Source organism: Vibrio sp. 10N.247.311.51, from assembly GCF_041467855.1.
Taxonomy (GTDB): Bacteria; Pseudomonadota; Gammaproteobacteria; order Enterobacterales; family Vibrionaceae; genus Vibrio; species Vibrio coralliirubri.
The window spans coordinates 1-13,463 of record NZ_JBFSVK010000050.1 but is presented as its reverse complement, the minus strand read 5'-3'; the positions used below and the strand labels follow the sequence as shown (position 1 = coordinate 13,463).

The window sequence follows — 13,463 nt, the reverse complement described above, 5'->3', positions numbered from 1 at the left end:
CGAATCTCGAATCTCGAATCTCGAATCTCGAATCTCGAATCTCGAATCTCGAATCCGCTTTAGTATCCCATCAACTGCAGCAAGTTTTCCGCTGTGCTGATTGCTTCTTTACGGTTAGCAATGTTGAGCTTTTGGTAAAGGTTACGGATGTGAGTCTTGATCGTGGTACCCGCTACATCGAGTTCTTGAGCGATCTGCTCATTACTGAATCCTGAATAGATCAGACCAAGCACTTGCCATTCACGCTGGGTGAGTGGGCTAGTACGCACCAGCTCAGGAATATTCGGGTGATTAACCAAGTTCTCAACAAAGTCTTCATCGAAGTGAACCGAACGACTGCGCTGGGTGGTGGAAATATCTTTCATGATCTGTTGTGCGCGGTGACGTTCTAAATCACCTAAGCCTGGCTTGTTGCTTAACTTATCTAGGATATGCCCGATAGTCCCACCGTCGACTAAGAAGTTACCGACCATACCGGTTTGGTTAGTCATATGAAGCGCTTCTTCGAGTAGTACTCGTGCGCTGTCTTCATCATTAATTTGTGTGCGTAACACGGCTTCAACGATCAAGTTGCGGTTGGTGTCTGTAATCAGGTGCGAACGCTGGGCTTCACTCTTAAGGAAGGTCAGCGCTTCTTCGGCTTCTTCGTATTGCTCAAGGATGATGTGTGCACGAACGATGTTTCGCCACTGAAGTTGGCAGAAGTGGTTGCTTGCCGATTCAGGTCGAACAGCCACACTCAGCCAATCACGTATCGCTTCTTTATCGCCTTTTACTTGCCAGAACAGAATCAAAGAAAGAGAAGCATTTGCCGTCCAATCTACGTGGTAAGTCGATTGACGCAAAAGGTGCTGAATCTGGTCAATAAATTTCGACGCTTTATCTATCTCGCCGCGGCTCAATGAAATACGAGCCAACATGGAATAACTGTGTAGGTGTTTACTCGGAGAGTGGTGACCAAGGATATCTAATCCTTTGTAGCAACACTCTTCCGCTTCATCTAGTCGGTTCCAACACCAGAAGATCTGAGCGCGAACACGCAGCAAGAATTCGTGCAGAGGTACGTATTGCAGCTGATGTTCTTCAATCAATTTGAATGCACTGTCTTGTAGCTCAAATGCAGCTTGAACATAACCTTGAGCAATCAAGATTTCGCTTTGTTGCAGAATCGCCCACAGAGCCTGATGATAAACCTGATACTGACGTGCCAGTTTTTCTGTTTGTTGCATCATCGGTAGCGCACGGCTTAGGTTACCCATTACGTGATTCACTTCGCCCACAACCGAGGTTGCAACAATGCGGCTGCGATAAACTGTGGTGTTCAGTTGGCTCAACGAAAGCTCAGCCAATTCCAATGCTTTCTCAGGCTCATTGCTGTTAATGGCAACTTGGGCGCGTAAGGCGTTGTATTGGCCTTGCTGCTGAGTATCGAGTTCAATGTTTCGAGCTTGATATTGAGTCTCAGCCTCTTCCAACAAAGTACCCACTTGGTCATAACGGTGCTGACTTTGTGCCAACCACGCGCGTAGCATCGAAAGCTTTGGCTCGCTGTACAGTTGATCGGTAGTCAGTTGCTTGATCGCCATCTCTAGTGACGACAGCTCACCTTGGTTGAACATAGGCCAACCGTGCTCAGTCAGGATTTGAATGATCAGTTCTGGATCTTCAGCGCGCTGTGCGTGACGTAGTGCTTGGTGCGGTGTGTTTTGCTTGATCCACGCTTTTGCAGCACTTCGATGCAGTTCTGCTTCTTGCTGAGGAATTCGAGCTTGGCGCTCATGTGCGAGGAATTCACCAAACAAGTTATGGAAGCGATACCAGTTCTTTTCACCTTCAAGCGGGTAGATGAACAAACCAAAACGGTTGAGTGATTCGATCATTCCTAACGCATCTTCACGCTGTGTAAGTGCACACACAAGTTCATCGTTGAAGTGATCAAGCACAGAACATTGCATCAAGAACTGTCGGGTTTCTTTGTCTAGCAGGTCGAATACTTCTTCAACCAAGTAGTCCCAAAGATGGGCGTGGTTAAAGTGAGAGAATGACTCTGCGGACTGTGCAAGAGTGCGTTTTTGGTGTTGTGCTTGCAGCGCGATAAGTTGCAGCGCAGAAGGCCAACCTTCTACATAACTACAAATACTGTCTGCCGTGGTGTCATCAATGCCGTCGGCTACGCGTTGGTTGAAAAAGCGTGTGGTTTCTTCGGTATCAAACGCCAACGAGTCATTACCTAATTCGATCATTAAGTCACGAACGCGCAGGTTTGCTGTACCAAGTGGTGGCGTACCACGACTGGTGACAACCAACGTTAGGTTATCGGGCATGTGTTTGAGGAAGAAGCGCATGGCTTCGTGGATGTCGTCATTGTTGACCAAGTGATAGTCATCCAACACCAGAAAACACTCGTGATGGAATTCAGACATCTCGGCAAATACTTCACTCAATAAAGAATGCAGCGACGAAAACTGTCGCTTTTCTGCCAGCTTTTGGGCATTCGGACAGGCATTTTGAGTCGCTTTATTAAGTGATTGAAGTAGGTAGTTGATAAAGCGGAAGGCATCGTTGTCGCTATCATCAATGCTGTACCAACCAACATTAGGTTTATCTACCAACCATTGTGCAGCCATGGTGGTTTTACCGTAGCCCGCTGGAGAGCGGAACAATACAAGCTTATAGCAATCTGCATTGTGAAGCAGATCGAGAACCCTAGGTCGTAGGATTGCATTATGTAAGCGGCCGGGACGAGTCAGTTTCGAAGGGATCCACATATCGAAGTTTTACACCTATTCCGTGGCTATGTTCTGGAATATCCCAATCTATCGTTGAGTGCACTCCAATGACATTAGCCTAATTACTTAAGTCTTTACTCATATTACGTGAAGCAAAACGTTACCGACTACGATCCTCCTCAGAAACCTTGCACTCCTGCATGTTTTTGGGTGTCTACGCCCTTTATTTGAGACTTTGCTCACGTTGCGGGTTGGTTTTCGAATGTGACTTCGTTCATCCCTACACTGGAATCTATGCAAAAGATGAGAGCTGGAAATTATTTTCGTGATCTGAATATCAGATTTGACAATGACTTTAATCTGGTTAAATAAAAGTCACATCAATTGAAGTTAAGTTATCGAACGGGAGCTTGTGATCTTAGTCACTCCAAGTTTTTGTTCGCAGTCAGAACATGAGAGTCAGATCACTAACCCTAAGTCGGTACGCCCCCTACGCCCTCCCATCTACTCCTAGTCAGTTGCATTAGCGGGAGGATGTTTAGTTTATGGTGACCATGCACGATATGTCACAGATGAATTAGAACTATTAAAAGCGAGATTTCTGAAATGAAACCAACTCAGCAAAAAACTTTCGATAAAGTGTCATTCCAAGAGAGTGTTAAGAAACATTTATCTGCAACCTACGCAACAACCGTTGAAACAGCAGACAGCCGTTCATGGTATCTAGCAATGGGTCGTGCTCTTGCAGAGCTAACGACTTTTGACCTGCTAGAAACTGAAAATGATGAAAAAATTAAGAACGCTAAGAGCGTTAACTACCTATCATTAGAGTTTTTGATTGGTCGTCTAACAGGTAACAATCTGATCAGCATGGGTCTTTACGAACAGATCACTCATGCAATGGAAGAGCTAGGTCAAAACCTAACTGACCTTCTAGAAGAAGAACGCGACCCATCACTAGGTAATGGTGGTCTTGGTCGTCTAGCTGCTTGTTTCATGGATTCTTGTGCCGCTCAAGAATACCCAACAGTAGGCTACGGTCTTCACTACGAGTACGGTCTATTCAAACAATCTTTCCAAGACGGTCGTCAACAAGAAGCACCTGACGCATGGCGTGGTGTTGAAGGTTACCCATGGGAAGTGGCTCGTCCAGAACTAGCACAACACATTGGTTTTTACGGTCATGTAGACGTTGAATTCGTTGACGGTAAAGAAGTTCGTACTTGGGTTCCAGGTATGGAAGTAAAAGCAATGCCTTGGGATCTACCTATCGTAGGTTACGAGTCAAACACGGTTTACCCGCTGCGTCTTTGGGAATGTCAGGCAATTGCACCATTCTCACTAGCAAGCTTTAACAACGGTGATTACTTCGAGGCGCAACACTCGCTAATCGATGCAGGTAACATCACTAAAGTACTTTACCCGAACGACAACCACGAGAAAGGTAAGACTCTGCGCCTAATGCAGCAGTACTTCCACTCAGCAGCGTCTGTTCGCGATATTCTACGTCGTCACGAAGCAGCAGGTTTCTCTCTAGAAGATCTGCCTAAGCAAGAAACGATTCAGCTTAACGATACGCACCCAACGATTGCGATTCCTGAGCTAATGCGCATCTTGATTGACGAGAAAGGTCTATCTTGGGATCAAGCATGGGAAATCAGTGCTCATACGTTCGCATACACGAACCACACACTACTTCCTGAAGCACTAGAGACTTGGTCTGAATCACTGATCAACCGTCTTCTTCCACGTCACATGGAAATCATTTTTGAAATCAACCACCGCTTCATGCAAGAAGTTCGCAAGATGTGGCCTGGAGACGGTGAGAAGCAAGCGAAGCTTTCTATCATCCAAGAAGGTTTCCACCGCATGGTTCGCATGGCAAACCTATGTGTGATTGGTTCTTACAAAGTGAACGGTGTAGCTGCACTTCACTCACAACTGGTTAAGAAAGACTTGTTCCCTGAGTTCAACGAAATCTTCCCAGGTAAACTGACTAACGTAACGAACGGCATCACGCCACGTCGTTGGTTGAAGTTCTGTAACCCAGGTCTATCTACGCTAATCACTGGTAAGATCGGTACTGAATGGCCAGCAAAACTTGAGCAGCTAGAAGGCATCGCTAAGTTTGCAACAGACGCGAAATTCCAAAAAGAATTCATGGCTGTTAAGAAAGAAAACAAACAGCGCCTAGCTGATTGGGTTCAAGAGAACATGGGTATCGAGCTAGATACTAACGCTATCTTTGACGTTCAAATCAAGCGTCTACACGAATACAAGCGTCAGCACCTAGATTTGCTACACATTCTATCTCTGTACCACCGTATTCTTAACGAACCAGGTTTCGAGTGTGAGCCACGCGTATGTTTCTTCGCAGCGAAAGCAGCACCGGGTTACCACCTAGCGAAAGAGATCATCTTCGCAGTTAACAAGATTGCAGAGAAGATCAACAACGACCCTCGCATTGGTAACAAACTGAAAGTGGTATTCATCCCTGACTACCGTGTAAGCATGGCTGAAATCATCATCCCTGCAGCAGACGTTTCTCAGCAAATCTCACTAGCGGGTAAAGAAGCATCTGGTACGGGCAACATGAAGATGGCTCTAAACGGCGCGCTAACTATCGGTACGATGGATGGTGCAAACGTTGAGATTCGTGAAGAGGTGGGTGATGAAAACATCTACATCTTCGGCCTAGACGTTGATGGTGTTCAAGCACTGAAAGCTCAGGGCTATAACCCATACGACTACTACAATGCAGACCCACTACTGAAAGCATCTCTAGACCTACTGACTGGCGACGAGTTCACTCCAGGTCAACCAGGTCTTCTACGTGCAACGTTTGATAGCCTGCTAGACGGTGGTGACCCTTACCTATGTCTTGCTGACTTCGCCTCTTACGTGAAAGCGCACGAAGACATGGGCACGCAATACAAAGACCAAGCAGGTTGGGCTAAGAAAGCAATTCTTAACACAGCATTGGTTGGTAAGTTCACATCAGACCGCTCTATCCGCGACTACGTGAACAACATCTGGAAACTTGAAGCGGTTAACCGTTAATACTTCCAAAGTAGCCAAGGCAGTTTCTGCCTTGGCTCAATTAGCTTGTGAGCAAACGAAAGGCTTAAAGGTTTGTCGTTTATAAACAAGCTGCTTACAAACCGATTGTCACAAGCTAATTGATTAGTAAAAAATTAAATTAATAACCCTACAAAATAGAAAGCGTCAGAACGTTTTCGGAGAGAGCGATGAAAGAACAAACCGTATTAAAACAAGTCGCAGAAATGGCAAACATTGCCGACAGTTACGTTAGTGCGTGGGGCGATGAAGCACAAGTATCAGACGAGACGATCACGTCTCTATTGGCTTCGTTGGGCTACGATACAAGTAGCGATGATGCACTGCTTAAGTCAGCAGAAAGAAAACACAAAAAAGATGTACTAGACCCAGTTCTTGTCTTGCGTGACGGTGAGCCAGTAGAAGTGGCGCTTAATCTAGGTGTAAGTGCTCGTGAAAGTGAGTTCAGCTGGCGCTTAGAAACCGAGCAAGGAGAGGTACTTGAAGGCTATCTTCAATCTCAAGTCGTTCGTGACGAGCGTGCCGAGGGTGGCCCTTTAGTGTTTGCATTGCCAAGTGATTTGGCATGGGGTTATCACAAGCTGATTGTGAGCCGTAAGCGCCGTAAGAAGCCTTACGAGATGACACTGATTATTACGCCAAAAGCGTGTTTCAAGCAGTCACCAATCGAGCAAGGCAAAAAGCTTTGGGGACCAAGTGTTCAACTTTACACACTAAGAACTCAGCACAACTGGGGTATTGGTGATTTCGGTGACCTCAAACAGCTTGTTGCGGATATCGCTTCTCGCGGCGGTGACTTCGTTGGTCTAAACCCGATTCACTCATTGTTCCCTGCGAACCCTGAAGGTGCGAGCCCATATAGCCCGTCTTCTCGTCGCTGGTTGAACATCCTATACATTGATGTGAGTTCAGTTCCTGAATTTGCACTAAGTGCAGAAGCACAACAAACAGTCGGCAGCGCAGAGTTCCAACAGCGTCTACAAAAAGCGCGTGAAGCACACTGGGTAAACTACACCGAAGTGTCTGAGCTTAAGATGAGCATCTTGCCTCTGTTATTCGCAGAATTTAAGACTCGTCATCTAGACAAAAACAGCGACCGTGCACAAGCGTTCTTAGCCTTCGTAGAAGAGGGTGGCGATAGCCTGATGCATCAAGCGGCGTTTGATGCTCTGCATGGTGAACTGCATGCAGAAGATTCTGGCATGTGGGGATGGCCAGTATTCCCTGAGAAGTACCGTACATTCGACAGCCCAGCGACACAAAAGTACATCAAAGAGAACCTAGAAAACGTTCATCTGTACATGTACCTGCAATGGCTAGCAGATTGCCAGATCAACGATGCACAGTCTCTTGCTGAAGAGAAGGGCATGGCTGTTGGCCTGTACCGTGACTTAGCAGTAGGTGTTGCAGATTCAGGCAGCGAGACTTGGGCTGACGAAGGCAACCTAGTGATGGATGCGAGCATTGGTGCTCCACCTGATATTCTTGGTCCTTTGGGTCAGAACTGGGGTCTACCTCCGTTAAACCCAGAAGTGCTTCAAGAAACAAGCTACGACGCTTACATCAAGCTACTTCGTGCAAACATGAAGCACTGTGGTGCACTGCGTATTGACCACGTTTTAGGTCTACTGCGTTTGTGGTGGATTCCAAAGGGTGAGAACGCAACTAAGGGCGCGTACATCTACTACCCAGTACAAGATATGCTGTCTATTCTGGCGCTTGAATCTCACCGTTACCAATGTAGCGTTATCGGTGAAGATTTAGGTACGGTGCCGGATGAAATCGTCGACATCCTTGCAGATGCTGGCGTGCATTCTTACAAAGTGTTCTTCTTCGAAACATCAGAAGACGACGGTGGTTTCATCTCACCAAAACACTATGCATCACAATCGATGGCGGCACTGTGTACCCACGATATGCCAACGCTTCGTGGCTTCTGGCACTGTGATGACCTGAAAATGGGCCAAGAGATTGGCTTATACCCAGATGCAGAACAACTAGAAACCTTGTTCGATGACCGTCTAGAGTGCAAGCAAGGTATCTTAGATTCTGTAGCGTGGCATGGTTTCCTACCAGAAGGTGTGGGCCGCGATGCGAGCCAAGTACCGATGGACTCTTACCTTGCTGAGGCACTTCAACTGCACGTGGCGGCTGGTGGTTCAACACTACTGAGCGTTCAGCTAGAAGATTGGCTAGAGATGGATAAGCCAGTAAACATTCCTGGCACGGTTGATGAGTACCCTAACTGGCGTCGTAAACTATCAATGAACTTGGACGAAATATTTGCTCACGAAGGCGTTAATCGTATCGCTTCTAAGCTGACTGACGTTCGAGAAAAAGCAGGTAAGTAATGACGTTGAGTGACTTGAAATTAGGTGGTTTTTTGCTTACGCCGTACGAAACTACAACCTCGGTCACTCAATAATGAATGCTCATCTGGTAGAATAAACCGTCGTTATATTGCCCGCACTAATAGCGGGCATTTTTGTATTATGTTTTTTGGATGTTTGGTTAGGGAGAAACGTTTTGGAACTAAGTTCGATTTCAAAGCAAAAACAAATATATACCCAACTATCACAGGCTTGTTTCACAGACCCATTTGCGTTTTTAGGGCCATACCTACCTTCTGAACAAGGTGCATTACGTGTGTGGATTCCTGGGGCAGATAAAGTCGAGTTGATTGTTGGAAAGGAACCTCGTATTGAGTTAGTGCGAGAGGGTGAAAGTGGTTTCATTCTTAAGCAAGAGAGAGACTTACGTTTCACTCACTATAAGCTTGCGGTTGATTGGGCTGGCGTAGAACAGATCATCGATGATCCGTACCAGTACCACGATCTGTACGCGAGTTATGAAGATCTTCATACACCGAAAGATATGTTTCATCACATGGGGGCTCAGTTTATTACGCTAGAGCGTGATGGACAGATGATTTCAGGTACGCGTTTCTTGGTGTACGCACCGCATGCAACTGCGGCAAGCTTGGTGGGTAACTTCAACGCTTGGGATGGCCGCCGCCATCCAATGCAACGCCTAGATTACGGTATGTGGGGCCTATTCATTCCTGAACTGGAAGAAGGCGCTCAATACAAGTTTGAATTAAAAGGACCAAATGGCGAAGGCTTACCACACAAAGCTGACCCATGGGGTTTCTACTCTGAGCAATACCCATCGTTCTCATCCGTGACTTACGATCACGCTCGTTACGAGTGGCAAGATACTCAATGGCAGAATCGCCCTGTAACACAAAAGCGTAAAGAAGCGCTTTCGTTCTACGAACTTCACGCAGGTTCTTGGAAGCGTAACGCTGAAGGTGAGTTCTTAAATTATCGCGAGCTGGCAGCTGAGCTGATCCCATACTTAACGGACCTTGGCTACACGCACGTTGAGCTAATGCCAGTTTCAGAGCACCCATTCTACGGTTCTTGGGGTTATCAACCTGTTGGTCTATTTGCACCGACTAGCCGTTTTGGCTCTCCAGATGATTTCAAATACTTCGTCGATCAATGTCACCAAGCGGGTCTTGGCGTTGTTCTGGACTGGGTTCCTGCTCACTTCCCAAGTGATGATCACGGCCTAGCAAACTTCGATGGTACGCCATTGTTCCATGATCCAGATCCGCGTCGCGGTTGGCATCAAGATTGGAACTCGTACATTTACGATTTAGGCAAAGAGCATGTTCGTCGTTTCTTAGTTTCTAATGCACTCTACTGGTTCGAGCAATTCCACATTGATGGCATTCGTGTTGATGCAGTCGCTTCGATGCTGTACCTCGATTATTCGCGCAGCCATGATCAATGGATTCCGAACGCGGACGGTGGCAATGAAAACTACGACGCCATCGCAACTCTTAAGTGGATGAACGAAGAAGTGTACAAGCACTTCCCGAATGCGATGACGATTGCCGAAGAATCGACGGCTTTCCCAGGTGTTTCTGCACCGACCTTTATGGGCGGACTAGGCTTCGGCTTTAAGTGGAACATGGGTTGGATGCACGATAGCTTGTCTTACATCCAAGAAGATCCAATCAACCGTAAATATCACCACGATACGATTACCTTCCCACTGGTTTACGCACACAGTGAGAACTACGTATTGTCTCTGTCTCACGATGAGGTGGTTTACGGTAAGGGCTCTATCCACAACAAGATGCCGGGTGATGAGTGGCAGCAAACGGCAAATCTACGTGCTTATATGGGTTACATGTATGCGCAGCCGGGTAAGAAACTGAACTTCATGGGTGCAGAATTTGGTCAGACGGCCGAATGGAATCATGACGACCAACTGCAATGGTTCTTGCTGGATTACGAACGTCATCAAGGTGTTCAGCGTTTGACGAAAGACCTGAATAATCTGTACCGCTCTGAAGCTGCAATGCACGATCTTGATTTTGACCCGAAAGGCTTTGAATGGCGTCTACAAGACTCTGCTGAAGCGAGTATTTTAGCGCACGAACGTATCAGTGAATCTGGTGAGCGCGTATTAGTTGTCTCTAACTTTACGCCAGTGCCTCACGAGCATTTCCGCTTAGGTGTTCCTGCAAAAGGTGAGTACTCACTGCTGTTGAATACAGACTCTGTGGACTATGCAGGCAGCGGTTTTGAAGTGAAGCAGACAGCTGAGATTGAATCAGTAGAAAGCGAAGGGTTAGACACTTCGATTGAGCTACGCTTACCGCCATTATCGACCGTTTTTTACAAGCTAAATTAGGTCTAGAAGTTGAGCAAGCCATCGCTGCTCACTTTTTTAAAGTCTAAAAAAGGGAACCCTAGGGTTCCCTTTTTCTATTTCAGTAAGCTGGTGAGTGTTACTTGAAGTTGGTGAGATAGAACATTGAGCGTCCGACTACCATTTCAAGGATTCGAACTGAGTCGTCGCCAAAACTATCCAACATCTTTTCACGAAATTCGCCGCTTGAGCTGAGGTTAAATTGCTCAGGGTTCTTTATTTGCGAAGCATGGAAAAACATCAATTTAATCACGTATCGAAACTGCTCATCATCGAGAGCGTTTTGCCAAGACTGGATAAAAAGCGCTTCCGATGAAAAGTCTAGACTGTCTATAACGATCGATAGCATGTGTTCGTGAAGTACTGAACGAATAGCGCGGGTCGACGGATAATAGCCCTGAAGCGTCGTTAAACTAATGCCAATTTCTTGAGCAATCCTTGCATAAGTTAGTGCTTCATGTCCTTCAGCCAGAAAAAGGTTTAGTACGATGTTATCGTAGTTTTTTTGATTTTCTAATTTCTGTACTTGAGTTATTCGAGCCATTACAAATCTCTATTGAGTGTAACATTCTGTAAACACAGTATATTAAGAGCTTCTGAATTAAATCTCAAACTCCAAGGGTAAATAACTGGTCAATTTATCGTTAAATATAGTCAGTATTGTGTCATTGGTTCAATTATCAATCAGATTTTGGCATAAACAAAAACACCGCCCTATTGAGCGGTGTGTTATTTAAAGTCTTTGTTTATCTTTGCTAATTCAGATGACTAGAACGGATACCAAAATAACTGCGGCTCTAGAATGCGTTTCGCAATGGCTAACACCACGATAAAAGCGATGACACTTAAACAAACAAAATCGATACGTTTCAAAGGTGCATAGCTATACCAAGTGCGTGCTTTGTGTCGACCAAAACCTCGTAATGTCATTGCGTTAGAGATCTCGTCTGCGCGGTCCAAACTAGAGAAAATGAGCGGGCCTAGAACCTTAGCTACATTTTTGATTCGAGTAATTAGGGGCGCTTTCTTTGAAAGCTCTACACCACGAGCCTGTTGAGCATGCATGATATTGATGAAGTCTTTTTTAACTTCTGGCAAGTAACGCAGTGTTAAGCTGACTGCATAGGCGATCTTGTAGGGAACACCGATACGGTTGAGGCTAGCTGCAAACTCAGTTGGATGCGTAGTGAAGACAAAAATCAACGCTATCGGGAACATGCTCATGTACTTGAGCGTCACAGTGACTAAGTAAAACAGAGTCTCTTGGCTCAACGAGTAGTTACCCGGTAATGTCAGCAATAAGGTCTCGCTGCCGATGAGCTCAGTACCTTGCTGTGGAGCCAGTAGATACATGAACAGAGCATTTAGGCTTAATACACTCGCCGTTCCTAATAACAAAGGCTTATACACGCGTACAGGCACATTGGTCAGCTTTAGCAGGTATAAACCAGTCACAATAAGCAGTGCAATCAATCTTAGGTCGAACGTAGTTAAGACCACGGTTACCCAAGCTAAGAAGAGCGCAAATTTGGTGATGCCGTTGAGTGCATGAAGCGGTGATTTTGTATCAATGTAATTGATGCCGAATTTTACTTTTGATGCGTTCATTGAGCGCTTCTCTCGTAGTCGATGAAGTACTGCATAAACGCATTGGTGTCGTCGATTTTCATCATAGTCGCGAGTTCATAAATGCTGGTGGTACAAAGATTTGCACGTTCTAGAAGTGATGGTTGACTAAATACTTCCGTCATCGCTGCATTCGCAATCAACTTGCTGTCTGCGATTACGATCGAACGTGTGGTGTACTCGAGAACGAGGTGCATGTCGTGTGAGATAATCACAACGGTAATACCCAAATCACGGTTAAGCTTTTGGATGAATGCCAGCATGGATGTGTAGTTACGGTAGTCTTGACCTGCAGTCGGTTCATCCAAGATAAGAAGCTCAGGCTCCAGCACCAAGATAGATGCGATCGTTACACGTTTTTTCTGGCCGTAGCTCAGGGCTTCGATCGGCCAGTGGCGGAACTTGCTCAGCCCACATAGCTCAAGAACATGCTCTACTTTTTCTGTGATCAGCTCTTCTGCAATATTGCGGTTACGAAGACCAAAAGCAATCTCGTCAAAAATCATATGATGCGAGATCATATGATTTGGGTTCTGCATCACGACGCCGACTTTCTGGCTTCTTTCAAAGATAGAAAGCTCAGATAGGTCTTCACCATTTAGATAGGAAGATCCAGAATCGGCATCGATCACACCCATGATGAGTTTAGTGATGGTAGATTTGCCTGAACCGTTTTTGCCTAGAATCGAAACAAACTCACCTTTGCCAATCTTGAAGCTGACATCTTCGAGTGCGTTCTTCTCGCCGTCGTAAGAATAAGTTAGACCATGAACTTCGAGTAAAGGTGGGTACTGCTTCTCTGCTATCGGGGCAGGGCGCTCAGCAAACCATGCTTGAACAGCAGGGCGGAACCTTTTGTAGTTTAAAGCCTTGAGGTTTGACAGCTTGTCTTCGCTGCTTAGTGGGGCTTTCGCCGCCTTAAGCGCCGACAAGTAAAGCGGTTCACGAATACCGTGTGTATCAAGTAATTCAGAAGCCAAGATTTCATCGGGTGTCGTATCAGCAACGATTTCACCACGTTCCATTAAGATCACGCGGTCGATATCGCGATGTAGGACATCCTCGAGGCGGTGCTCGATAATCACGATGGTCTTATTGGTTTCTTTATGTAGCTGATCAATGATCTCAATCGTTGCCTTACCCGTTTTCGGGTCAAGGCTTGCTAGAGGCTCATCAAACAGCAAGATATCAACGTCATCAACTAAGATGCCCGCTAACGATACTCGCTGTTTTTGACCACCAGAAAGGTCATGAGGTGAACGCTCAAGCATGTCCGCTAGGTCGACCATTTTTGCCGTCGACTTA

Annotated in this window: 7 protein-coding genes; 3 read left to right on the top strand and 4 right to left on the bottom strand. The window is 46.0% G+C overall.

Going from position 1 to position 13,463, the window contains the following annotated elements:
- Positions 1–59 precede the first annotated feature (59 nt).
- Positions 60–2,768, bottom strand: a complete 2,709-nt coding sequence (gene malT / locus AB6E85_RS25235) for an HTH-type transcriptional regulator MalT (RefSeq protein ID WP_050620425.1) — start codon at positions 2,766–2,768, stop codon at positions 60–62.
- A 567-nt stretch (positions 2,769–3,335) separates the two neighbouring features.
- On the opposite strand from malT, the gene AB6E85_RS25230 reads away from it, so the two are divergent.
- The 3 genes from AB6E85_RS25230 (at position 3,336) to glgB (ending at position 10,514) form a co-directional block, all read left to right on the top strand.
- Positions 3,336–5,789 (top strand): glycogen/starch/alpha-glucan phosphorylase, encoded by a 2,454-nt coding sequence (locus tag AB6E85_RS25230; RefSeq protein WP_048614594.1) that lies wholly within the window; start codon positions 3,336–3,338, stop codon positions 5,787–5,789.
- 188 nt (positions 5,790–5,977) lie between these two features.
- A complete protein-coding gene (gene malQ, locus AB6E85_RS25225; RefSeq protein ID WP_019821657.1) occupies positions 5,978–8,158 on the top strand; it encodes a 4-alpha-glucanotransferase in 2,181 nt (726 codons plus the stop codon).
- Positions 8,159–8,333: 175 nt separating this feature from the next.
- On the top strand, positions 8,334–10,514 hold the full coding sequence (glgB, locus tag AB6E85_RS25220; protein WP_372144692.1) for a 1,4-alpha-glucan branching protein GlgB: 2,181 nt from the start codon (positions 8,334–8,336) through the stop codon (positions 10,512–10,514).
- A 97-nt stretch (positions 10,515–10,611) separates the two neighbouring features.
- Here the strand turns inward: glgB and AB6E85_RS25215 are convergent, their stop codons facing one another.
- From AB6E85_RS25215 to AB6E85_RS25205, 3 genes are all read right to left on the bottom strand, one after another.
- The gene (locus AB6E85_RS25215) at positions 10,612–11,076 is read right to left on the bottom strand and encodes a TetR/AcrR family transcriptional regulator (protein ID WP_372144691.1); all 465 of its coding nucleotides are present in this window, start codon (positions 11,074–11,076) and stop codon (positions 10,612–10,614) included.
- A 224-nt stretch (positions 11,077–11,300) separates the two neighbouring features.
- Positions 11,301–12,140: an energy-coupling factor transporter transmembrane protein EcfT gene (locus AB6E85_RS25210; protein WP_048609820.1), complete on the bottom strand. Its 840-nt coding sequence runs from the start codon at positions 12,138–12,140 to the stop codon at positions 11,301–11,303.
- A partial coding sequence (locus AB6E85_RS25205; RefSeq protein WP_372144689.1) for an ABC transporter ATP-binding protein occupies positions 12,137–13,463 on the bottom strand: 1,327 nt, incomplete at its 5' end. The genes AB6E85_RS25210 and AB6E85_RS25205, both read right to left, overlap by 4 nt.